The organism is Tenacibaculum dicentrarchi (genome assembly GCF_964036635.1).
Lineage (GTDB): Bacteria > Bacteroidota > Bacteroidia > Flavobacteriales > Flavobacteriaceae > Polaribacter > Polaribacter dicentrarchi.
Map to the genome: position 1 here is coordinate 2244848 of NZ_OZ038524.1, position 25313 is coordinate 2270160.

Consider the following 25313-nt stretch of genomic DNA (forward strand, 5'->3'; position numbering starts at 1 on the left):
CTAAAAAAGCCCAAGCAATTTGCTCGGGCTTTTTTTATTTACAACTATTTTAAAATTCGTCATGCTGAATTTAGTTCAGCATCGCATAACTGTGAAAATCAAGATTATAAAACAAATATTAAACAGTTCTTGTTTTATTTATCAAATAGAAATCAGCTAAAACCAAGGCAGATAAAGCTTCTACAATTGGTACAGCTCTTGGTACAACACAAGGGTCATGACGACCTTTTCCTTTAATTTCGGTTAGTTCACCATCAGAATTTATAGTTTGCTGATTTGTCATAATCGTAGCTACGGGTTTAAAAGCTACACGAAAATACACATCCATTCCGTTTGAAATTCCTCCTTGAATTCCACCTGATAAATTAGATTGTGTTGTTCCATCTTCATTAAAAACATCATTGTGTTCAGAACCTTTCATTTTAGCACCACAAAATCCGCTACCAAATTCAAAACCTTTTACCGCATTTATTGAAAGCATTGCTTTTCCTAGTTCGGCGTGTAATTTATGAAAAATAGGCTCGCCTAATCCAACAGGCATATTTTGAATAACACAAGTTACCGTACCTCCAATAGTATCGCCAGCTTTTCGGATTTCATGAATTTTAGCAATCATTGTTTCTGCTGATTTTTCATCAGGACAACGAACAATATTACTTTCAATTTTAGATAAATCTAACTCTTGATATGGTTTATCAATAAAAATATCGCCTACCGATGAGGTAAAAGCATTAATATTTATGTGTTTTATGAGTTGTTTTGCCAATGCACCTGCAACCACCCAATTTGCAGTTTCACGAGCCGAGGTACGTCCTCCACCTCTATAATCTCTAATTCCGTATTTTTTATCGTAGGTATAATCGGCGTGAGATGGGCGATATACATTAGTATTATGATTGTAATCTTTACTTTTCTGATTGGTATTTTTAATTACAAAACCAATAGAAGCTCCTGTTGTTTTACCTTCAAAAATTCCAGATAAAAACTCAACGGTATCAGGTTCTTTACGCTGAGTTACAATTTTAGATTGCCCCGGTTTACGACGGTCTAACTCTTGTTGAATAGCCTCAAAATCTACGTCCATTCCTGCTGGAAAACCATCAATAACGCCACCTATTGCCGTTCCGTGTGATTCACCAAAAGTTGTTACTTTTAATATATTTCCAAATGAATTAAACATGCTTCTTAATTTTAAAACGAAAGTAATTTAAAAATTATAATTCTCTTAATGAAAACAGTAAAAACTAGTGAAATATGTATAAATATAACACTGATAGTCTCTTTTGTATATTATATCTATCTATTTTTTTTAAAACATTTTCACCCACATAACCTACTCATAAACAAAAACATAAAACACACAATAGTAAGTAATAATTTTTTTTAATTAAAAAAAACATTTTTTATTTTCTAGAACTAAAAAAAGATTGTATATTTGCAACCGCTAAAAGGATTTATTTTTAGTATGCCTGGAGAAATGGCAGAGTGGTCGAATGCGGCGGTCTTGAAAACCGTTGTCTGTTACAGGACCGGGGGTTCGAATCCCTCTTTCTCCGCAAAAACCGAAACAAATAATTGTTTCGGTTTTTTTTATGCTAAAAAAATAAAAACAATAAATGTTTTTGTAATTTAAAAAAAGGTTATATATTTGCAACCGCTAAAAGGAATTATTTTTAGCTTGTCTGGAGAAATGGCAGAGTGGTCGAATGCGGCGGTCTTGAAAACCGTTGTCTGTAACAGGACCGGGGGTTCGAATCCCTCTTTCTCCGCAAATCCTCATAATCTTTGATTGTGAGGATTTTTTTTGTGCCTATGTTATATAATAAGCTTTCATTTTTTAAGCCAAAAAAAAAACGCTATCAATATAATTGACAACGTTTTGTTTCTTTTTCAACTTCTTCTCTTTTTCAGAAATATTGCAAATTCCCCCCTTTTATTATTGGTTTATTCTTGTTCGTCCATTCCGTATAATCTTTTATACAGAAAAATATTCATTTTAATTCTCTTATTTTCTAATGCAAAATAATGAACAAGTGGTTTCAACAAAATAATTAAATAAGCTATAAAAATTCCTATTGTTAATCCTCCTTCTGAAATACTCACCAAAACAAATAACGTAAAGAATATTGCTAAAAAATAATTTATTCGATATAACATACGTCTTGGTTTTTTATTTTCCCAATCGTCAGGATTTTCTATAAATAATCGGTCTTCTTTACCTAAAAGATATGCCTTTAAAACTTGGCTTTTTGTTAAAAAATTCTCTTTTATAAATTTTTGTGTAAACATATTTTAAAATTCTAAAGTGCCTCCATTAAGTAAATCATCAACATCTTGATTGGTTACTTCTGTAATAGCATTTGGGTTATGAAATTCATTTATTTGATTGGCTAATTGCCCTAAAGACATATTATCAGCATTATTTTTTAAGGCTAAAAAATCTTCTTTATTTTTCTTGATTTCTTGCTTTAAATTTTCAAGTTTTTGGTCGTAATTTTTCAAAAACAAATCCATTACTTGTTTGTTTTGTTTTTGAAGAAAATTCTTTTTTCTAGTTAAATCGTATGTTTTGATAACATCCGACAAACAAGCCAATCCTGTTAAAGCAATTTTTTGTTTTATATGATCATCAACCTTGTTAAAACGCTTGTCTTTATCCATTTTACCGACAAGCGATTTAATTATTTTTTGATGATTATCAGCATTATTTAAGATTAATTCATCATAAATAGCGTGAATATTCTCTGTTAAAAAAACCTTATTTTCAACAGTACTCATTTGATTTACTGCTGTTTGTGTGATTAGTTGATTTTCCATATTTAAATAAGTTCTTTTGATATATTTACTTCAAGAACTCCTTTTGATGAAATTGTAAAATCTCTAATTTGAGTTAATAAATCTTTTAAAACGCTTTTATTTCCTGCTTGTTCGAAAACGGTTTTTATTTTTTGAGAATTTTGTTTTAACTCTTGTTCAACAGTGTTTTGTCTGTTGATTAATTGTTCAACAATAGTAATTTTTTCTTCTTTTATATTCGTTTCTTCAACAAGATTTGCTTGTAAATTTTTAAAATTTTCGATAAACGGTTTACAAAAAGATGTCCAATTTTCTATTGTATGATTGTACAATTTTTTTGATTTACTAGGAGATATTATTTTATAAAAAGGATTTGGTTCAACAGGCTGTAAAGACATTAAAAAATGACGTTCTCCTTGTTGATTTTTAATGGTTTCTTTTAAATATTCTTCTTCTTGTTCGTGAAGTTGAATTTGTTCATTTTGGTCGGCTAATTCTGCTTGAATCGTTCGACGTTCTGTCATTAAATTTTGGTTGCTGTCTCGTAATTTTTTTATTTCTGAATTTGAAATAATTTGTTTGTATAAAGGAGCAATATCATTGGTTAATTTCTTAACCGTTACCTGGCTGAATAATTCTAATTGAGGAATTAATTTATCTTTTAATTCTGAATAAAATCGCCCTAATTTTAGAATATCATCTAAAATTATTTGAACATCGCCTTGCATTCCTTCTTTTAGTTTTTCAATATCGAAATCTATTTGAGCAATTGTTTTTTTGGCTTCAGTTCTTGCTTTTGCGATAGATAAACCACCTTCTATTAAAAACCCAACTGCGGCAACTCCAGCAGCAGCTTTTATATCTTGAGATTTTAAAGTTCCTTTATTTGATAATTTAGTAGTTTGATTCATAAAACTATTAAATTGATTTTTTCCTGATTGAGAAATATCCGCCATATGTTGTTGATGAGAACCTTTAAAGGTTTCAACATTTTGGTCAATACAGGCAAAAAAAGTATCTAATTTGGCGTAGCTATCTTCAAAATTTTCCCAATTAATACCAGAAACATCAAATAATTCAGGTTCTGTTACCTTTATTTGGTCTCCGAATAAATCGATTAAAAGATTTAATAAATCTTCTCGAACTAATTTTAATTTGTTTCTAGTTTTATCAAAATCATCGACTAAATTTAGGTTAATATCTTTTACAACCTCATGAGTTTGGATAATTTTAGCATATTCTTTTCGGATATTAAAAGCGTGTTCTCTTCTTGCTTCAACTTTAAATTTTCCTGTTAAAGAAATTGTTCCTTTAGGTTTTAATGTTTCAATATTCGATTGAATAGCCTGAATATCGGAAGTTCCATCAAATTGTTTTACAAGTTCGGTTCCGTGTTCAATTAGTTTAAAATCATTTAAATCTATTTCAGGATTTTGAATATCTAAAGCAGTTACACGTTGTGCGACACGGTTAGGATTAAAAACTTTATTTCGTCCATCGTTATCGTAAATATTATTTACAATCGCATTTTGAATACTAGACGAATATGCTCCTTTTATATAAGCATCTTCTAAAAGTTGTTTAATATGAAGCCCTTCTTTTAAATTGATTTCTAATGTATAATTTAAATAATCAACAAGCATTCTTCTAGTAATAACCTCTGAATCTACATGTAATTTCTGCGCTTTTTTTATAATTGCATCTACTAATTTAGCGTGTAGGTTATCGATATTTGGTTTTATAATTTCTTTATGTGTCATCTATATTATATGTGTTTTAACTTTAATTTCGATAAACGCCTATTTTGAACTAAAACAGGCGTTAAAATTGCTTTCATTTTAAAGATTAACTGACGCTAAAAGTATTCATAGAAACATCGGCAAGTGAAATTGTAAGCCCATACATTCTACTAAAAGCGTTGATAATTTGTTGTTTTCCATCGGTTGTCCAAACGATTGTTCCAGGAGTTACCACGGTTACAGAAATTCCAGGTTCAACCCATTGTCGGTCGATGTATAATTTTTTCTTTAATGTAATTTGAAACGTTGCCATAATATTTAGATTTAATTAATTTTACTTGTTTTTGGTTTGATATTTATATAATTCGGGCTTATAGGTTGCTAATATTAAATACGCACTTTTATAATCCTTTTTTCCCATGTAATAATTATACGCTTGCCTGATAATCGTATTAATAGCCAATCCGCCAACAGTAATTTCCATATCAGTATTTTGATTTAGGAAAATTGTCAATGCTACTTTATCTGTTTTTTTCGATATCGTAAGAATTGAATGACGCAATACGGCTTGATATACTTTTATCATCTTTTTTAATTTATTGGCTCACCAAATAAGTTTAACTTCACATTTGAGTAGAATTTCAGAAAAAGATATATTCAAAATTTTACACCGTTTTTCGGAATCTAACTCAACTTTTATTGTTTAGAACTTTTGAATAATTCAACTGCTCCCCAAATAGCTAATCCAACACCAGCACTAATAGCTAGTGGTGCTGCTAAAGTTGTTCCTATCACAGCTGTTGCAACTGTTCCTACTGCTCCTACTACTCCCGTAACCGCTACTCCATTGTTCATTTTATTTTCTGCCATCTTTTTCAATTTAATTGTTTAACTTAAATTCATTCCTTCTTAATAACACAAAGATGCAACATACAAATACCTTGAAAACAATGTGTTCAGGGCTGAACAGAAAAAAATTGCACTTAAATTTGAGGTATAAAAAAACTCCTAAGTGTATTACTTAAGAGTTTTTCAAAATAGACAATCGTCATGCTGAATTTAGTTCAGCATCGCATCAATAAGAGAACTATGGTAAATTAATGACTATATTTAAGCTCAATAATAGCATTGTCAACAGTAAAATGACAATATTTATTACCCTCTATTTTTATTTTTTTCAGATGATTTTCAGCTAATTTAAAATCTTCTAAATTAGTGGCCGTTAATATATTGTCTTTCACCTTAAAATAATGCGGATTTACAAAACAAGATAATTTCTTTTTAACATTATTGTCTATAAAAATAGCTCCTTCAACTAAGCCATTTCTATTCAAGTATTTATTAGTAATACTTTTAATATAAAGTTCCTTGTCAAGTGCGGTTCTTAATGTTAAACAATAGTAATACTCTGAATTTTCAGTTAATTTTAAGGCATTTGTTATAACACCATTTTTGATAATAAAAGGATAGGCACTTTTACCCGAAATTAAAATAAAAGCAATATTTTGTATTTCTTGGTATTTATTTCCAGCAAATTTTCCGTCATCATTAACGCCTTCAATACTTCTATTATTGATTAATATATTAATGTTTTCGGTTTCTTTTTTAAGAATAACATCCGATTTAATTTTGTAATCTACTTTATAAACTTTGTTACAAAAATCTTTTAGAAAATCACACGATTTACTACAACTAACTGACGGCAATATATCGATATGTGAATTTAAAGAAATAATCGTATTTATTTCTTTAAAATATTTATGAAAATAGAAGTCAACAATCGCTGAAGTATCGGCTTGTATTTTAAGGGTAATTTGTTTGGTTTCTTCTTCAAAATAGAGTAAAAACTCACAATTATCGTGTGCGATAAAACAATAAATTCCGTTTATATATTTGGTAAAAAAAGGCATTTTAAAAAAATACTTAGAAAATTCATATTGAAGATGTTCGAGTATTATTCTTAATGGAAATTTATTTTCTTGCCATTTAACTTCGATAAATTCGTTTAAATCACTTGAATTATTTATTTTTTTTAATTTCGATACACTTAAAAATTCTTCATAATCATGATCAACAAGAAGATCAATACCTTCTAAAAAATACTGTACATTTTTCAAACAATTTGGATGTTCATAATCGTCAAAAAGTTCGAATGGAACTCCTTTTTTTTCATTATCAAGTAATTCTAAACTTTCTAAATTCGGAAATATTTCTAAAATTAAATGCAATATCGATGCTGTAATAATTAATTCATTATTACTTAATAGTAAGTATTTTAAATTTTCATGAATTGCCTTTTGATTAAAAAAATCGTTAGTAATTAAATTATTTGACAGCTCTAAATATTCTAAATCCTCAGGTAATTCATTAATATCAAAATATTTAATTAGATTATTACTTACATCTAAACCTTCAAGAGTGCTTGGAAAAGTATGTAAAGTATCTAATGTATTAAGTGCATTTCCGCTTACATTTAAGTCAATTAAGTTTGGAAGATTAAGGTTTATTTCAGATAATTTTTGAATTGTAGTTCCAAATATTTGTAGATCCTTCAAGTTTTTTGGCAAGTATTTTATGGCATCATTATAACAATATAAAATACTTAAACTTTCCAATTGGTTTAATTTTGAAAGTATTTTAAAATCCAATTCTGAAAAATACGCCCAACCAATTGTAAACTTGGTAATGTTGGATGCTTCTATTTTCTGAAATAATGTTGTCAGCCCAAAATCAGCAATATGTGAGGGAAGTTTTGTGTATAGTTTTCTGATTTCATTTTCCATCAAAATCCTTTCTGAAAAATTTTCATTAAAAGGATATAATCGGATATAATTCATTATCGTTTTCCACAAAGCATCTCCTTCGGGGGTTTTCCCCATTTGCAAAGGCATTAAATCTCCGCCTTCAAATATTAAAACAGCAACTTTTTCAGGAAGTTTTATGTTCGCAATTAACTCCATAGGAACGCCTGTAAAACTAACAACTTCTGCGGTAGTATCTATTTTAAAATTTTCAGGATTTAAGTTTTTATCTAGTTTTTTTTTTCTGATACATCATATAAATAATAATGATCTTTATCTTTTAGCGGATATATAAATTTTTCAGTAGATAAAATATCTTCTAATACATCTTGATTTTCTTCAATATCCATCTGAAAAGCATAGTGAAATGTTGCTTTATGAATAGAAATATTTTTTAACATGCAATGTTTTTTTTATTGATAGCAATTATCCTTCAAATATAACTAAATAAATTTTTGATAATTGAGTTTACTTTCTAACATCTTTTAAAACACTACGAACGTTAAATAAAAAACCAAAACTATTTATTAGCCCCTTATTTTCTTTACTTTAGATACTCTAAATATTTATATTATGTCATTTTTACTAATTATTTTCTTATTATTTATAATATTTCTCTTTTTTGCTATTAAATTAAAAGCATCAGCAGGTAGTATTATTAGTGCTATCATTCATTTAATTGCTTTTATTCCTTTTTCGTTTTGCTTGCTAGTTAGTGCTGAACACAACATAGCCATAGACCCAATAGACCAAGGCTATACTCCACTGGGGCAAAAACATATGCTCACTGTTTTTGTTTTTTACATCTTATATGTTGTTTCTAAAATTTTAATTTGGAAAAAAAGCAACACACTACCACCACTTACATGGATTATTGCAACTATTTTTGTAGTTATTGGTGTTATTTTAAACGTTTTTATCATCCTTCAAACATCGTATTCAAATGATATGTTTGAATTCAATTCCGCCTCGCTTATTAATACCTCAACAAACAATAATGCAATAACATTTTTTTTATTTTATCCGCTAATATCTAGTATTAGTGCTATTTACATATTGGCTAAAAGCTTTAATATTGTTGCTAATCATTTTAATGAGTATCAATACAAAAACTCCACATTAAATTACTTACATAAAATACTTTTCAAAATAAAATCATACCCTTTACTAATACTATTATTAATTTTCCCTGTTTTTTGTGTGATAACTATCATTTTAATGCTATTTGGACAAGATGCTGACAGTATGATAAAAGTATTTACTGATACTACAACTTGGCGTTTTTCTCAACAATCACATCCACCAGCATTAGACCATAAAGGACACTATTTATGTACTGTTGCAGCATGCGGAAATCCAACTATTGTAAAACCGATAAGAATAGGAAAAAGACATGGAAAACCAATTGTAATAAATAGGCAATTAATGATTGCAAATGCTTTTGAAGATGTTATTCAGGTTCACTATCCGAAAACACATCATTTTATTCGTAAAAATTATGACACTTATGGTTATAACTTATCGAAAGTTATAAATACAACTTTCAAATCTGATATAACTTATATATTAATGAAACCACTAGAATGGTTATTTATTATTTTTCTATATCTATTTTGCACAAAACCAGAAGAATTAATCAAAAGACAATACAGATAAACTTTCTAAAAAATGAGTACTTTTACACACTAATTATCAATAACTTAATATGAAAACATACATAAAATTAACTTTTCACATATCATTAATAGCTATTTTATATAGTTGTAAAACCACAAAACCAATAGTAAAAGAAATACCAAAAAATGAATATATTGAAACTAATATTACATTTAATAACTCATTAAATATTTCGCTTAAAAACTCAAAAAATCAATTAATAATAGAAAATTCTATTATTAATAAATTATCTGAAGAATTGATATTTAAAGATATTGCTCCAAGTTATTATATGAATATTGAAGGTATTTATACTATTCCTAAAAATATTAAGCAGATTACAAGTTCAACAACATATGATTTATACGATTACTACTTTGATAAAAAAGGCAGATTAGACTCTTTATATTCTAAAAGAAATGGCTCGTATAAAATTAATTATAATCAGAATGGTTTAATTGACTACATTAAAAATACTAAAGCCTACAAGAACTCTAAAAAGATAAAATCAACAAAATATTTAACATACTTTGCTACAGATAAAAATACGATTACAAAATATGAAACTAATAATAAGAACTTAATAGTATCTAATAATACATTTAGTCATAAATTTATTTATAATAATCAAGGAGAAATTATTAAAACAAATTATAATAAACCTATTGATAGTAACTTTATTGAATATTATACATTTAATAAAAATCTGTCAACTATAAAATTAATAAAAGCAATAGCTGGTACTTATTTTTTTATCAAAGGATATAAATTAGATAATAATGGTAAAATTATAAATACTTATTTTACAAATTATGGTATGGATTTAAATTCCAATTCGGTAAAACTAGATGAAATTTTATACAAAGATGACACTCCTGCTTTACTAACTAAATACGATAAAAACAAACGTGTTGTAGTAATTGAAAATGACAAAATCAAACATTTATATAAATATTATTAATCATTTATTCTTTCAAAAAACATAAAATAAAAAAGCTACATTACCTAGGTAATATAGCTTTTAAAATAAATGATACTTTTGGGTCACTGCTTACTTCTTAAAAAGTTTAGCCGTCCCTTTAAAGCCTTTTAATTCTATTGTAGGTTCGCCATATATTGCTACTTCACTTTTACCTTGGGCATATAAAATTAACTTTTTTCCTGCATATATAGAAGCATCTGCACTCCCTGAAGTATATATATCTACCTCCGAAATTTTCATTTCCTTTGCTTTCATATCAGCAGCTTCTTTTAAACTGAATGTTGCTTTTTTAGCTTCTCCTTCTAAATTTAAATCGGCTGAATTTATTAATTTAGCGGTAACATTATCGGCTAAAACATGAGCCTCTAACCTTGCTTTGTCCGACATTAAAAAAGTGGTGTTTGTTCCTTTTATTTTTAACGTTCCTTTTGATTTTCCAAGCATATTTACAATAACTTTTTCCGCTTTTAAATCTAATTCAAACTCACTTGAGTTATAGCAATCAATATGCATTACTTTTGAATTGAATATTCCGTCTCCTTTTATTTTAGCCCCATTTTTTAAGGTAATTTTTTCAAGTTTTACAAAATCTAATGCTATTTTAAGTTTTTTACTCCTTGCTATTTTATGCGTTGTTGCAATTTTAAGAACACTGTCTATTACCTCAAAATTAATAACTTCATGTAAATTTTTGTCGGTAGTTAATACATAACTGTTTTTATCAGCATGATTTATACTTAGCTCTAAAGCATCGTCAATTTCAATTTTATAAAACGCTTTATCAATAGATTTACTCGTTGTTATTACCTGTTTATTTCCTTTAATTTTCTGTTTATCCTGAGCAAGTATTACGCTACTAATCATTACTGAAAATACGACTAAAATTATTTTTTTCATGGTATTAATTTTAAATTATAGTTAACGGTTATTAAACCATATTTAAGACCCCTAAACCATCATTAAGTCACTAGTTATATATTTTAATCCTCATAAAAAAACCTAGTGCTTTTACACACTAGGTTTATATTGACTTTAAATATTTTTTACGCTTTCAAAAACAATTTTACCTTCTCCTTTTTTTATTTTTAGGTGTGCTATATTTTTTAGTTTCTTTCGCATCCGTTTTAGAACCACCCTTATTTTGGCTTTCTTTTGCGTTTACTCTAGGTGCTCTATAATTTTTATTTTTTCGTTGATTAAAAGGTACTTTTTCATCCAATTGATTCTTAGCACTTTTTGTATCTCTTCTATTTTTTATAGCTGTTTTAGGCGATCGGTAATTTTTACTTTTTCGCTTGTTAAAAGGAACCGCATCGTCAAAGGTATTTTTAGCATCTTTTGCTCCTGTATTCTTTTTCCACGAATTATTTTCAGGCAATAATTTTTTAAGTAAATCTGTTCGCCCTACCTTATTTAGTGTGTTACGAATCCAATCTTTATTTTCTTTTTTATACCAAAAGAAAAATTTATGCTGATCTTCTTTTTCCTTCGCTGTTTTAGGTGTTTTTGTCGGTTTTAAAGTATAAGGATGATATCCACTATAATAAATTACCGTAGCCACTGTCATTGGCGTAGGTGTAAACCCTTGCACTTGCTCTAGTTGAAACCCCATGTCTTTTGTTTCGGCAGCCAAGTTTGCCATATCTTCTTTTTCACAGGCTGGGTGATTCGATATAAAATAAGGAATTAACTGAAGCTTTAATTTCTTTTTAATGTTAATACGGTCAAACCTATCTTTAAACATATGAAAATATTTAAATGACGGCTTACGCATTAATTTTAAAACAGGGTCAGATGTATGTTCTGGTGCTACTTTTAATCGCCCAGAAACATGATTTGTCATCACCTCTTCTGTATAAGCATCTAACTCTTTTGGGTCGGCATTTTTATTAAATTCAGGTACTAACATATCATGCCTGATACCACTTCCAATAAATGATTTTTTTATCTTCGGATGCGCATCAACAGCTTTATAAAGGTCTGTTAATGGCTTGTGCGAAGTATCTAAATTACTACAAATTACAGGCGATATACAAGAAGGTGCAACACATTTATCACAAATAGATTGGATTTTTCCTTTCATCTGATACATATTCGCAGAAGGTCCACCAACATCAGATAAATACCCTTTAAAATCGTCCATTTTAGTAACGGTATCGACTTCTTTTAATACCGATTCTTGACTTCTACTAGCAATAAATTTTCCTTGATGTGCTGATATTGTACAAAAACTACATCCTCCAAAGCATCCACGGTGAATATTTATCGAAAATTTAATCATTTCAAACGCAGGAATAGGTCCACGCTTGTCATATTTTGGATGCGGTAATCGTGTAAAAGGCAAATCAAAAGAAGCATCAATTTCTCCTTCGGTCATTGTTGCACAAGGCGGATTAATCATCAGTTTTTTATTACCAACCTTTTGAAAAATACGACGTGCATATAATTTATTCGACTCCTGCTCTATTACTTTAAAGTTCGATGCAAATGTTTTTTTATCCTTTAAACAAGCCTCGTGAGAATTAATTTCTACATCCTGCCAATTTTTATTCTTCGGAACATTTTCATTTTCATCAATAAGAACAGCGGTTTGTTTTATCGTTTTTAAACTCGAAAACGGCACACCTTTTTGCAACAACTCTACAATTTCTCGTAAAGGCTGCTCACCCATTCCATACACCAACATATCTGCTTTAGATGTTTCTAAAATAGTTGGTAATAATTTATCAGACCAATAATCGTAATGGGTGACACGACGCAATGAAGCCTCGATACCTCCAATTAAAACTGGAGTGTCAGGAAATTTTTCTTTTAATATTTTTGAATATACCGATGTTGCGTAATCAGGTCTAAACCCTTTATCACCATTTGGTGTATATGCGTCTTTATCACGACGACGTTTACTTGCCGTATAATTACTCACCATCGGATCCATACATCCGCCCGTTACTCCGAAGAATAAGCGGGGTTTTCCTAATTTCTCAAAATCTTGTAAATTATCATTTACACTAGGTTGTGGTACAATTGCTACTCGCAAACCATAACTTTCTAGTATTCGTCCTATTACTGCCGGACCAAATGATGGGTGATCTACATATGCATCTCCACTGAAGAGAATTACATCTAATTCTTCCCATCCTCTTAACTTAACCTCCTTATTTGTAGTCGGTAACCAATCTGAAACTCGTCTTATTCCCATGCCGCTGCAAAGGTACAACGTTTTAGTTGATATTACCAAGCTTAAAAAAAGATGTTAAATTTAGTAATAAAAAATGTAACTTATCCTATTTTTAGGATACTAATTATATATAACAAAACATTATCATGAAAAAAATTATACTTGGAATCGTTTCCTTAGCTTTATTCGCTAGCTGTTCTACCTATAAATCGGTGCAAAAAAACAACCAAACTATTGCTGTAAATATCGATTTAAATACGGTTGTTGATGATAAAATAATGGTCGCTATAAATCCACAGAAAATAAAAGAAGAAACTATAATTTATAATATTCCTGCAATTGTTCCAGGAACCTATACCATGAGTAATTATGGGAAGTTTGTTTCAAATTTTAAAGCTTTTGATTATAACGGAAAAGAATTAGCGATTAAAAAACTAAACGAAAACTCTTGGCAAATTAACAATGCTAAAAACATGGATAAAATATCGTATTGGGTTGATGATACTTTCGATTCAAAAAAAGACCATAACATCTATGTAATGGCGGGTACGAATATTGAAGAAGACAAAAATTTCTTATTAAATTTACCTGGTTTTATCGGTTATTTTAATGATAAAAAAGAGTTGCCGTATCAAATTTCAATAACGCATCCTACCCATTTATACGAAACCTCATCATTAATCAATAAAAACACCTCAAAAACTGATAACAGTAAAGATGTGTTTTTAGCACCTCGATATGATGAAATTTCAGACAATCCGATTATGTATGCGCCACTTAATAACGTGAGTTTTACGGTGAACGGAATTGAAGTAAATTTAGCTATTTATTCGCCTAACAACGCACACAAAGCAACCGATTTAAAGGACGCTTTAAAAACAATGATGACCGCTCAAACCAACTTTTTAAAAGGTTTTGAAACTACAAATGAATACAATGTTTTAGTCTATTTATTTGATCCTGAAATGTATAAATTTCAAGGATATGGCGCTTTAGAACACAGGTCATCAACAACAGTAGTGTATCCTGAAACCATGAGCAAAAAACAATTTGCAAGTAATATGATTAACGGAACGGTATCCCACGAATTTTTCCATATTGTTTCTCCGTTATCTGTACATTCTGAAGAAATTCATTCTTTTGATTTTAACCAAGCAGAAATGTCAGAACATTTATGGATGTACGAAGGAATGACAGAATATTTTGCAAATCTTTTTCAGGTGAATCAAGGTTTAATTTCTGAAGATGAATTTATCAATGAAATGAATTCAAAAATTGCTGGATCATTAAATTATAACGATGCCATCTCTTTTACCAAAATGAGTAAAAACATTTTAGAACCTAAATATGCTAAAAACTACAATAATGTATATCAGAAAGGCGCATTAATTGGTATGTGTTTAGATATTATTTTAAGAGAAGAAAGCAACGGAACCTACGGAGTTCGAAACTTAATGCTTGATTTATCTAAAAAATACGGAAAAAACAAGGCTTTTAAAGATGAAAATATTATTGCTGAAATCGTAAAAATGACTTATCCTTCGGTTGGCGAATTTTTCAAAAATCATGTAGAAGGAGCTACGCCTATTAACTACGGTACTTATTTTGAAAAAGTGGGGGTTAAAAACCAAACAAAAACAGAAAATTCAGCCTATTTTATCGATTCAAAAGGACAGCCTTTTATTTCTGTAAATAGTAATAAAAAAGTATTTTTTACCATCAGAACAAACTCAGCATTAACTGCTTTAGGTATTAAAGCTGGCGATATTTTAGAAAGTGTTAATAATGAAAAAATATCATTAGAAAACATCCGTCCTATTTTAGGAAAAACAATGCAATGGAAACAAGGCGATATTATAAAAATGGACGTTACTAGAAACGGAAAACTTTTAAAATTATCAGCAAATTACACACAGCCAACTACTAAAAGTACTGGTTTGGTTCTTGAAAAATTATCTGCAGATAACAAAAAAGTAGTTTTAAGAAACGCTTGGTTAAAAAACTAACAAAAGCGATTTCACTATTCTATAATTCACAAAAAAGACAGCTAATTAGCTGTCTTTTTTATTTAAAATACCATTTACTTTAACATTTAATTAATATTTTACAAACAGCAATTTAATAATTTCGATAAATTTTTTTAAAACCCTTTATTTATGATAAAAAAAATATTCTTCCAGCTACTTCTTGTAGTTTTTTGCATCAGCTTTTCATCCAAAGCAAATGCACAATGGTTCAAAAAGAAAAAAAACAAGAAAGAAATAAGCAAGGCAAAACCGAAGCCCGATAAAAATACTATAAAACCCTATAACAAAGTGGTTACTGAAAAATTCAGTACCGACAACGGGCTATTTAAAGTACATCAAAAAGAACAGCAATTTTTATTTGAAATCCCTGATTCGTTACTTAATCGTGAAATGCTAATGGTTACTAGAATTGCTAAAACAGCCAGCGGTGTTGGTTTTGGTGGTGGAAAACAAAACACACAAGTATTACGTTGGCAAAAAAAGCAAAAAAATATTTTACTAAAAGTAGTTTCTTATAATGTGGTTGCCGACAGCCTGCTTCCTGTTCATAAAGCTGTGGTAAACTCTAACTTTGAGCCAATTTTATACTCTTTTCCTATAAAAGCATTTAGCAAAGATTCAACCGCTACGGTAATCGATGTTTCTTCTTTATTTAAAACCGATGTAAAAGCGATTGGCTTCCCTCAAAGAAGCAGAAAAGAATACAAAATTTCTAAAATGGATGCAAAGCGCTCTTATATTGAACGCATTAGCAGTTATCCTAAAAACATTGAAGTTCGACACGTAAAAACCTATGTTTCTAGCGCAGCACCTGCTAATAAAAGTGTTGGTGCTATTTCAATGGAATTGAGTAATTCAATGATTTTATTACCTAAAAAACCAATGAAACGCCGTTATTTTGATCAGCGTGTAGGATGGTTTGCCAGGTCGCAAACTGATTACGGTTTAGACGCTCAAAAAAGTAAATCTGTAAAATATCTTGACAGATGGCGCTTAGAAGTTAAAGAACAAGACCTTGAAAAATTCAACAACGGAGAATTGGTTGAACCTAAAAAACAAATTGTTTATTATATTGATGATGCCACTCCAAAACAATGGCGAAAATACATCAAACAAGGAATTAATGATTGGCAAGTAGCCTTTGAAGCCGCTGGTTTTAAAAATGCAATTATCGCAAAAGATGCGCCTACAAAGCAAGAAAACCCTGATTGGAGCCCTGAAGATGTACGTTATTCTGTGGTGCGTTATTTAGCATCGCCAATTCCGAATGCCAACGGTCCTCATGTAAGCGACCCTCGTTCTGGTGAAATTTTAGAATCGGATATTAACTGGTATCATAATGTAATGACTTTATTGCACGATTGGTATTTTATTCAAACTGCCGCTATAAATCCTGATGCTAGAAGCATGGAATTTAAAGAAGAAACTATGGGGCGTTTAATTCGTTTTGTTTCGTCTCACGAAGTTGGGCACACCCTTGGATTGCCTCATAATATGGGAAGTTCAGTAGCCTATCCTGTTGATTCTTTGCGTTCGGCAAGCTTTACCAAAAAATACGGAACAGCGCCATCAATTATGGATTATGCTCGTTTTAATTACATCGCGCAGCCTGAAGATAAAGGCGTTGCTTTAATGCCAAATATTGGGCTTTACGATAAATATGCCATCAGTTGGGGATATCGTCCAATATTAAATACATCAGCAAAAGACGAAAAGAAAACCTTAAATAAATGGATTCTTGACAAAGCAGATAATCCTATTTATAGATTCGGACATCAGCAAGTTGTAAATGTTATCGACCCGAGTTCACAAACGGAAGATTTAGGTGATAATGCTATAAAAGCAAGTGCGTACGGAATTAAAAACCTACAGCGTATTTTACCAAATTTAGAAAAATGGACGACTAAAGATGGCGAAAATTACGACGAATTAAAAACCATGTATGGGCAATTACTAGGGCAATTTAATCGCTATATGGGACATGTAAGTTCTAATATTGGTGGTGTTTACGAAAATTACAAAACCGCAAATCAAAATGGCGCTGTATATACACATGTTTCTAAAAATCATCAGAAAAATGCCTTGAAATTTGTAAACGAGCAATTATTTAACACGCCAAACTGGTTATTAGATAAAAATATTTTTGATAAAATACAATTTTCAGGTGCTGATCAACGTATTAGAAAATTACAAACAAGAACCTTAAATCGTATTTTAAAAACTGGTAGAATGACGCGTTTAATTGAAAACGAAACCTTAAACGGTGCAAAAGCCTACACCCTTGTAAATATGATGCAAGATTTGCGTAAAGGAATTTGGAGCGAATTATACAGCCGTAAAACCATTGATGCGTACCGCAGAAATTTACAACGTGCCCATTTAGATCGTTTAGATTTTTTATTAAACAAAGCTAAAAATCAAAAAGGACATAATAACGGCGGATATTTTAAGCAAACCGCAGTAAATATTAGCCAATCGGATATTAAATCGGTTGTTAGAGGCGAATTAAAACGTTTAAAAACAGATAGTAAAAGAGCGTTAAGTATTGCTAAAAACAATATTTCTCGTTATCATTTACAAGATGTTTTAGATAGAATAAATACTATTTTAGATCCTAAATAAGCTGTTTTTATCTTTTAAAATTATTTGAAGCTATTTCCCGCTTTCCGCACTCGCTTTTTTTGTTTTTTTAAAAAGAAAAAACAAAAAAGAGCTCAAACAATTGCTCAATCGGGGCTAGGAATTTTTAGATATTTTTAAAATATAAAAGATAATATATAAAGTTTTTAGAGCCTATTTTAATTTTATTGCAAAAATCAATAAAGACACTGTCAGTTCGAGTGATTTTTTTCCTTTTAGTTATTAAAATCACTCGAATTGACAATAATCATCAAAAAAAAGCTAAAAAACACGGCAAATCAGGATGCGAACCTGAACTAAATTCAGGTTGACAAATGCGATTCCTTATTTTTCTGTGATATTTTTTTCAGATGAATTAAACAGGTTCTAAAACCTTTCCTAGAAGTTGTATCGAAACTGATTTTTAATATCGGTTTCAATACAACTTCTTTTATTTATATTTACTCCCTAAATAATTAAACCGCATGAAATTACTTCTTAAATTTTCACTATTTCTTCTACTTGTAATAAGTAGTTGTACACCAAAAAGTACCACTAAAATATCCGAAGAAAAAAAAGCTGTAAAAAGCACTTATGTAAAAGATAACTTCACTAAAAAAGAAGTAAAAATAACTATGAGAGATGGTGCAAAACTACACACTACTATTTACTCACCAAAAGACACATCAAAAACATATCCTATTTTATTACAACGAACTCCGTATAGTTGTCGACCTTACGGAAAAGATGCTTTCAAAACTAAAATAGCTCCTAACCCTATTTTAATGAAAGAAGGAAATATTATTGTGTATCAAGATGTTCGTGGTCGTTGGATGAGCGAAGGTGTTTACGACAATATGCGTGCTTACATCCCTAATAAAACAGCTAAACAAACCGATGAAACAAGCGATACTTTTGATACGATTGATTGGTTAGTTAAAAACACGCCAAACAATAATGGAAATGTTGGAACTTGGGGAACTTCATACCCTGGACATTATGCAACTATTTCAGCAATTGATGCACATCCTGCTTTAAAGGCTGCATCTCCACAAGCTTGTATTGGCGATTTCTTTTTTGATGATTTTCATCATAATGGTGCATTTTTACTAAGTTATTTTAACGCAATTCCATTATTCGGAACTTATAAAGACCAACCTACAGATTCTTCTTGGTATTCTTTTCCGAAGATGAAAACAAAAGACCAATATCAGTTTTTTTTAGACAAAGGTCCTTTAAAAAACTTAAACGAATATTTTCAATATGATAAATTAGATACTAAAATCGCTTCTGATAAAAACAAGAATACCGATAAAATTGATGATTTTTTCTGGAAAGAAATCGTTGAACATCCTAATTACGATAGCGTTTGGCAAAGCAAAGGAATTATTCAACATTTAAACAAAGTTCCTTCAACAGTAGCAACTATGATTGTTGGTGGATGGTTTGATGCCGAAGATTTATACGGTCCTTTAGAAACGTATAAAAACATCGAAAAGCATCAACCAAATAATTATAATACGTTGGTTTTTGGTCCTTGGGACCACGGTGGATGGTCTAGAAGTAAAGTAGCTAGTACAGTTGGAAATTATTATTTTGGAGATTCTATTTCATTAAATTTTCAAAAAAATATTGAAACTAAATTCTTCAATCATTTCTTAAAAGAAAACGGTTCAAAAAATAGCGGATTACCAGAAGCTTATGTTTTCGATACAGGAAAAAAAGAATGGAAATCATACGATGTTTGGCCTCCTAAAAGCGTAAAAAAACAATCTTTTTTCTTATCAGAAAATCAAGAATTAACTACGGATAAAAAAGGAACTTCAAAAGTACAATTTGTAAGTGATGTTAAACATCCTGTTCCTTATTCTGAAGATATAAAAACTGTTTTCACACCAAGAAAATACATGACTGATGACCAGCGTTTTGCTGCCCGAAGACCTGATGTTTTGGTTTATCAAACAGAAATTTTATCCGAAGATTTTACTTTAGCAGGAGATATTTTAGCAAAATTAAACGTAGCAACAACAGGTTCATCTGCCGATTGGATTGTAAAAGTTATTGATGTACATCCTTCTGATATCAAAAATGATAATAAAGATATGCAAACGCACTTAAAATTAAGTAATTATCATATGATGGTTCGTAGTGAAGTGATGCGTGGGCGTTTTAGAAACAGTTTTTCAAAACCTGAACCGTTTACGCCAAACAAGAAAACAGCTGTAAATATTAAATTACAAGATGTTTTTCACACCTTTAAAAAAGGACATAAATTACAAATTCAAGTGCAAAGTACGTGGTTTCCTTTAATTGATTTGAATCCTCAAACGTATGTTGACAACATTTTTAAAGCCGATGAAAAAGATTTCAAAAACCAAACACATACTGTTTTTTCAGATTCTAGTATTGAGTTTTCTGTTTTGGAATAATAACTTTTTTTGATATAATTTTAATATAAAAAAACCTCGTGATTTTTATTGCGAGGTTTTTTAATTCAAGCTAAATTTATCCGCTCAAAAAATACTAGATTCACTATAAATAACATTATTTAAAATAAAAAATGCTTTGAAAAAATGAAATATCTACCTTTATTAATCTTATTATTTACATGTAAAATAACCTTGTATGGGCAAGTTAAAGTTAAGTATAAAAATAAAAAATCAAATATAAATATATCTTCAATAGATATTGCTAAATTTAAAGCTAATAGATTTGTACATTATAGCGACTTTGGTGCTATAGGAGATGGTAAAACAGATGATATAAATAATATTTCAGCAACTCATAAATTTGCTAATAAGCATAATCTTACAGTTAAAGCTGATGATGGAGCAACATATTATATTTCAGGAAAAAAACAGCCTATAAATATTTTAACTGATACTGATTTTGGAACAGCTAATTTTATTATTGATGATACAGAAGTTAAAGATATTAAATCATCTATTTTTCTAGTTAGTTCTAAACAAAAACGTTTTAAAATTGAAGGAATATCTTCACTTAAAAAAAATCAGAAAAAAATTAAGGCTAACCTACCTAAAAACTGTTTAGTTACTATTAAAAATTCAAATATAAAACGCTACATCAGATATGGAGCCAATAAAAACAATGGAGCTTCTCAAACAGATATTCTTCTTGTAGATAAAAATGGAAATATAGATACTCCCGTAATATGGAATTTTGATAAAATAACAAAAATAACCGCTTTACCTATAGATGAAAAACCTTTAAAAATAACAGGAGGTTGTTTTACAACAATTGCAAATAAAGCTCCATCTAAATACACTTACTATAGTAGAAACATTATAATTAAACGGTCTAATGTTATTGTAGATGGTCTTGAACATAAAATTATAGGTGAAGGAAGTCATGGTGCGCCTTATGCAGGCTTTATTAGTATTCGTGACTGTGCTAATGTAACTGTAAAAAACACAGTTCTATCTGGACACAAAAAATATGTAACTATTAACTCAAATGGAAAACATAGTTCAATGGGCTCTTATGATATTTTAATAACACGTGCTGTTAATATATCATTTATAAATTGTACCCAAACAAATGATATTAATGATAAAAAGTACTGGGGAATTATGGGAGCTAACTATTGTAAAAATATTATTTATGATAATTGTACTCTTTCTCGATTTGATGCTCATATGGGAGTTGCTAATGCCACTATACAAAACTCAACACTCGGACATATGGGAATTAGTGTTATTGGTACTGGAATTTTAACTATTAAAAATTCTACTATTTACGGAAACAACCTTGTAAATTTACGTTCTGACTACGGTAGTACATGGCAAGGTGATATCATTATTAATGATGTAATTTTCTCACCTAGTAAAAGAAAATCTAATAATATTAATTTAATTGGAGGGGAAAATTATGGAAGACACAATTTTGGTTATACCTGCTATATGCCTAAGCGAATCACTATAGAAAATCTTTATATTGATGATTCAAAATACCCAAAAAATTATGAAGGCATTAATATTTTTTCAGATTTCAATCCAAAAATATCTAACCTTTTTTTCGATGAAGAATTTCACTATATCACAACAAAAAAGGTATTTCTAAAAAATGTAACTACAGCATCAGGAAAACCTCTAAACGTTAGTGATAACAAAACGATGTTCAAAAAAGTAAAAATAAAATATAGGAAATAATAACTATAACAACTCCAAAAAATCATTCCTATCAATTTCACGAGCACCTAAACTCTCTAGGTGTTCGTTATAAACTTGGCAATCTATTAATTTATATCCACAGTTTTTAGCCAAATGAATAAACGCCACTTTACTCATATTACTAGCCTTGCTAAACATACTTTCGCCACAAAAAACACCATTTTTTAAATCGATACCATACAAGCCAGCTACTAATTTATCATCTTGCCAAACTTCTATCGATTTTGCAATTCCTTTATCGTGTAAATTAATATAAGCATCTTCCATATCATCAGTAATCCAAGTTCCTAACTGGTCATTTCTGTTAATATGTCTACAATTAAAAATAACATCATTAAAAGCTTTATTCTCTGTAATTACAAAATTATCTTTTCGCAAAACCTGTTTCATAGATTTTGAAACTTTTACCTCATCAGGAAATAAAACCATACGCTGTGGTGGCGCATACCAAACAATTGGCTCTCCCTCATTAAACCACGGAAAAATTCCATTTTTATAAGCAAACTCTAAACGTTCTGCCGATAAATCGCCGCCAAATGCCAAAACTCCTTCTTCATTTGCAAATTCATGTGGTGGAAATACTATTTCTTCAGGTAACCAAATCATCTAAAAAACACTTATAAATATTAATAAATATCACAAATATAATCACAAAAAAATACATCAATAATTCTTATCAAAATAAAGAGCTATCTAATCAAATCTATATTATTTTGCATAATTTTGCAAAATGGTAAAAGAACTTCAACTACGCGTTAATTTAATAGAAGAAAAGAAAGCTGATATTTTAAAAAAGAAAGCTTCTATAAAATTAGGAATCGCTATTTCAGACATAACTACGGTAAAAGTATTACGTAAATCGATTGATGCACGTAAAAAAGATGTGATTTTTAATTATAAAGTAGCTGTTTATATAAATGAACCTTTGCCTGATACACCTGATTATATCTTTAATTATCAAGATGTTTCAAATGCAAAAGAAATTCATATTATTGGGTTTGGCCCTGCGGGAATGTACGCTGCACTTCGTTGTATTGAACTAGGTTATAAACCGATTGTTTTAGAACGTGGAAAAAATGTACAAGACCGTCGTAGAGATTTACGTGCTATTAATCAAGAGCATTTTGTAAATGAAGATTCTAACTACTGTTTTGGTGAAGGTGGTGCAGGAACGTATTCTGATGGAAAATTATATACTCGAAGTTTAAAACGTGGTGATGTTCGTCGAATATTTGAAAATTTAGTATATCATGGAGCTACAGAAGATATTTTAATTGATGCACATCCACATATTGGAACTAATAAATTACCTAAAATTATTCAGAATATCCGTGAGAATATTATAAAATATGGTGGAGAAGTTCATTTTGATACTCGTGTTACCGATTTTGTTATAAAAAGTAGCAAAATACAAGCATTACGATTAAATAATGGTAACGAAATGACTGTTAATTCTGTAATTTTAGCAACTGGTCATTCTGCTAGAGATATTTACGAATTATTAAACCGAAAAAATATTTTATTAAAAGCAAAATCATTTGCAATGGGAGTTCGTGTAGAACATCCTCAAGAAATTATTGACCAAATTCAATATAGTTGTGATGGTCAAAGAGATGAATTATTACCTGCCGCAGCTTATAGTTTAGTACAACAAGTAAATAACAGAGGAGTTTATTCATTTTGTATGTGTCCTGGTGGATTTATTGTACCAGCTGCAACTGCGAATGGTGAAGTTGTTGTAAATGGAATGTCTCCATCTCGAAGAAATAATAAATTTGCAAACTCAGGAATTGTTGTTGAATTAAATATTGATAAAGATTTTAGAAAATACGAACATTTTGGTGCTTTAAAAGGATTAGAATTTCAAAAAGATTTAGAAAAATTAGCTTTTAATGCAGGAGGTAAAAGCCAAGTTGCACCAGCACAACGTTTAACTGATTTTGTGGAAGGTAATTTATCATCATCATTAAATGAAACTTCTTATCAACCTGGATTAAAATCATCGCCATTACACTCATTACTTCCAAAAATAATTGGCGGTAGATTACGTAAAGGTTTTGATGCTTTTGGTAAAAAAATGCACGGATATTATACATCCGAAGCAAATATTATAGGGGTTGAATCTCGTACCTCATCACCTGTAAATATCCCTAGAAAAGAAAACCTAGAACACCCACAATTAGAAGGTTTATACCCTTGTGGTGAAGGTGGTGGTTATGCTGGTGGAATTATCTCAGCAGCTATGGATGGCGAGCGTTGTGCTGAAGCTGCTATCGCTAACTTATAATTAACAATATTTGTGTTGATTTATCTGTAATTACCTCGTATTTTTGTAATCTAAAAAGGCTTAGATAATTAAGTAACTATAAAGTGAAGAAAAAAAGAATCATAAAAAATAAAAAACCACACGTAAAGCGTTTGCATATTTATTATCAACGCACTGGTTTTTACATGTTTATTTGGGAAAGTTTAAAAGCAGCTTTTTTACCAATAGTACTTGCTGTTGTAGGTGTATTTTTATTTAATAGATATGTTTATAATATTAACGATGGCTTACAAATAGTAACAGAAACATTTTCTAGACTTGGTATTTTAGCTACTTTTTTTATCTCTGAAACAATTTTAGGGTTAATTCCGCCTGAAATTTTTATTGCTTGGTCAAAGAAAACAGCCGACCCACTATTAAACTTATCACTTTTAGCAACCTTATCATATCTAGGAGGATTAACGGCGTATTTTATAGGAAGATCTGCTTTAAAAATTAAGTCAATAAAAAATTATCTGGAAGTTAAAATGGCTAAAAACCTTAAAAATACCAGTAAATGGGGAGGTATTTTAATTTTAGTAGGCGCATTATTACCATTGCCGTTTGCTATTAGCTGTTTAACAGCAGGTATGATTAAGTATCCGTTTAAAAAAGTGGTCTTTTTTGGACTATTTCGTTTTTTACGTTTTGCTATTTATGCTTGGGCTATTTTCAGTATGGTTAATTAAATTAATATTATTAAAAACAAAATTATGGGAGGCTTATCAAACAACGATATATTTAAAAAATTAAGAGTAGCACACAAATTACGTGATACTGATATTGTTGACATTTGTGCTTTAGTAGATTTTAAAGTTTCTAAAGGAGAATTGGGAGCATTTTTTAGAAATGAGGAACATCCTAAATACATGGAATGTGGTGACCAAATTCTTAGAAATTTTTTAAATGGATTAGTCATTCATTTAAGAGGCCCAATGCCACCTAAGAAAAAAGTTGAACCAAAAAAATAATTTATAATAAAAACCTTCTAATAATTTAGAAGGTTTTTTATTATATAAG

At 29.6% G+C, this 25313-nt stretch carries 21 protein-coding genes and 2 tRNA genes; 11 read left to right on the forward strand and 12 right to left on the reverse strand.

The features are described 5' to 3' along the window. Positions 1-118 precede the first annotated feature (118 nt). Positions 119-1180, reverse strand: a complete 1062-nt coding sequence (gene aroC / locus ABNT14_RS09715; protein WP_101903026.1) for a chorismate synthase — start codon at positions 1178-1180, stop codon at positions 119-121. Positions 1181-1471: 291 nt separating this feature from the next. On the opposite strand from aroC, the gene ABNT14_RS09720 reads away from it, so the two are divergent. Both ABNT14_RS09720 and ABNT14_RS09725 read left to right on the forward strand, forming a co-directional pair. Continuing rightward, positions 1472-1556: transfer RNA gene (locus tag ABNT14_RS09720), tRNA-Ser, on the forward strand. Positions 1557-1684: 128 nt separating this feature from the next. Further along, positions 1685-1769, forward strand: a tRNA-Ser gene (locus ABNT14_RS09725). A gap of 175 nt (positions 1770-1944) precedes the next feature. Here the strand turns inward: ABNT14_RS09725 and ABNT14_RS09730 are convergent. The 8 genes from ABNT14_RS09730 to ABNT14_RS09765 form a co-directional block, all read right to left on the reverse strand. Further along, positions 1945-2289, reverse strand: coding sequence for a hypothetical protein (locus ABNT14_RS09730; RefSeq protein ID WP_101903027.1), 345 nt, complete (start codon positions 2287-2289; stop codon positions 1945-1947). A gap of 3 nt (positions 2290-2292) precedes the next feature. Beyond that, positions 2293-2817, reverse strand: coding sequence for a hypothetical protein (locus tag ABNT14_RS09735; RefSeq protein WP_101903028.1), 525 nt, complete (start codon positions 2815-2817; stop codon positions 2293-2295). A 2-nt stretch (positions 2818-2819) separates the two neighbouring features. Beyond that, the gene (locus ABNT14_RS09740; protein WP_101903029.1) at positions 2820-4556 is read right to left on the reverse strand and encodes a hypothetical protein; all 1737 of its coding nucleotides are present in this window, start codon (positions 4554-4556) and stop codon (positions 2820-2822) included. 85 nt (positions 4557-4641) lie between these two features. Then, positions 4642-4848 (reverse strand): DUF6140 family protein, encoded by a 207-nt coding sequence (locus ABNT14_RS09745; RefSeq protein WP_101903030.1) that lies wholly within the window; start codon positions 4846-4848, stop codon positions 4642-4644. Between the two features lie 21 nt (positions 4849-4869). Then, the gene (locus ABNT14_RS09750) at positions 4870-5121 is read right to left on the reverse strand and encodes a hypothetical protein (protein WP_101903031.1); all 252 of its coding nucleotides are present in this window, start codon (positions 5119-5121) and stop codon (positions 4870-4872) included. A 110-nt stretch (positions 5122-5231) separates the two neighbouring features. Continuing rightward, positions 5232-5405, reverse strand: a complete 174-nt coding sequence (locus ABNT14_RS09755; RefSeq protein ID WP_159459546.1) for a hypothetical protein — start codon at positions 5403-5405, stop codon at positions 5232-5234. Between the two features lie 227 nt (positions 5406-5632). Continuing rightward, the gene (locus ABNT14_RS09760) at positions 5633-7495 is read right to left on the reverse strand and encodes a hypothetical protein (protein WP_101903032.1); all 1863 of its coding nucleotides are present in this window, start codon (positions 7493-7495) and stop codon (positions 5633-5635) included. Between the two features lie 71 nt (positions 7496-7566). Continuing rightward, positions 7567-7737, reverse strand: a complete 171-nt coding sequence (locus ABNT14_RS09765; RefSeq protein WP_159459547.1) for a hypothetical protein — start codon at positions 7735-7737, stop codon at positions 7567-7569. 172 nt (positions 7738-7909) lie between these two features. Between ABNT14_RS09765 and ABNT14_RS09770 the strand changes: the two genes are divergently transcribed. Both ABNT14_RS09770 and ABNT14_RS09775 read left to right on the forward strand, forming a co-directional pair. Next, positions 7910-8992, forward strand: a complete 1083-nt coding sequence (locus tag ABNT14_RS09770; RefSeq protein ID WP_101903033.1) for a DUF6688 domain-containing protein — start codon at positions 7910-7912, stop codon at positions 8990-8992. Between the two features lie 49 nt (positions 8993-9041). Further along, the gene (locus ABNT14_RS09775) at positions 9042-9953 is read left to right on the forward strand and encodes a hypothetical protein (protein WP_101903034.1); all 912 of its coding nucleotides are present in this window, start codon (positions 9042-9044) and stop codon (positions 9951-9953) included. A gap of 90 nt (positions 9954-10043) precedes the next feature. Here ABNT14_RS09775 and ABNT14_RS09780 read toward each other — a convergent pair whose 3' ends face one another. After that, positions 10044-10871, reverse strand: coding sequence for a GIN domain-containing protein (locus ABNT14_RS09780; RefSeq protein ID WP_101903035.1), 828 nt, complete (start codon positions 10869-10871; stop codon positions 10044-10046). A 166-nt stretch (positions 10872-11037) separates the two neighbouring features. Beyond that, positions 11038-13173: a YgiQ family radical SAM protein gene (locus ABNT14_RS09785; protein WP_101903036.1), complete on the reverse strand. Its 2136-nt coding sequence runs from the start codon at positions 13171-13173 to the stop codon at positions 11038-11040. A 125-nt stretch (positions 13174-13298) separates the two neighbouring features. Here ABNT14_RS09785 and ABNT14_RS09790 point away from each other — a divergent pair, with 125 nt between their 5' ends. The 4 genes from ABNT14_RS09790 (at position 13299) to ABNT14_RS09805 (ending at position 21967) form a co-directional block, all read left to right on the forward strand. Then, complete coding sequence (locus ABNT14_RS09790) at positions 13299-15158, forward strand: peptidase M61 (RefSeq protein WP_101903037.1); 1860 nt, start codon at positions 13299-13301, stop codon at positions 15156-15158. 150 nt (positions 15159-15308) lie between these two features. After that, on the forward strand, positions 15309-17801 hold the full coding sequence (locus ABNT14_RS09795) for a zinc-dependent metalloprotease (RefSeq protein WP_101903038.1): 2493 nt from the start codon (positions 15309-15311) through the stop codon (positions 17799-17801). A 482-nt stretch (positions 17802-18283) separates the two neighbouring features. Continuing rightward, complete coding sequence (locus ABNT14_RS09800) at positions 18284-20227, forward strand: CocE/NonD family hydrolase (RefSeq protein ID WP_101903039.1); 1944 nt, start codon at positions 18284-18286, stop codon at positions 20225-20227. A 144-nt stretch (positions 20228-20371) separates the two neighbouring features. Beyond that, the gene (locus tag ABNT14_RS09805; protein WP_101903040.1) at positions 20372-21967 is read left to right on the forward strand and encodes a hypothetical protein; all 1596 of its coding nucleotides are present in this window, start codon (positions 20372-20374) and stop codon (positions 21965-21967) included. 3 nt (positions 21968-21970) lie between these two features. Here the strand turns inward: ABNT14_RS09805 and aat are convergent, their stop codons facing one another. Then, a complete protein-coding gene (gene aat, locus ABNT14_RS09810; RefSeq protein WP_101903041.1) occupies positions 21971-22594 on the reverse strand; it encodes a leucyl/phenylalanyl-tRNA--protein transferase in 624 nt (207 codons plus the stop codon). A 124-nt stretch (positions 22595-22718) separates the two neighbouring features. Between aat and ABNT14_RS09815 the strand changes: the two genes are divergently transcribed. The 3 genes from ABNT14_RS09815 to ABNT14_RS09825 all read left to right on the forward strand — a co-directional run bounded on the left by ABNT14_RS09815 (position 22719) and on the right by ABNT14_RS09825 (position 25264). Next, the gene (locus ABNT14_RS09815) at positions 22719-24275 is read left to right on the forward strand and encodes an NAD(P)/FAD-dependent oxidoreductase (RefSeq protein ID WP_101903042.1); all 1557 of its coding nucleotides are present in this window, start codon (positions 22719-22721) and stop codon (positions 24273-24275) included. A gap of 83 nt (positions 24276-24358) precedes the next feature. After that, positions 24359-24982, forward strand: coding sequence for a YqaA family protein (locus ABNT14_RS09820; RefSeq protein ID WP_101903043.1), 624 nt, complete (start codon positions 24359-24361; stop codon positions 24980-24982). Positions 24983-25006: 24 nt separating this feature from the next. Further along, positions 25007-25264, forward strand: a complete 258-nt coding sequence (locus ABNT14_RS09825) for a DUF1456 family protein (RefSeq protein WP_101903044.1) — start codon at positions 25007-25009, stop codon at positions 25262-25264. The last annotated feature ends 49 nt before the right edge of the window (positions 25265-25313 follow it).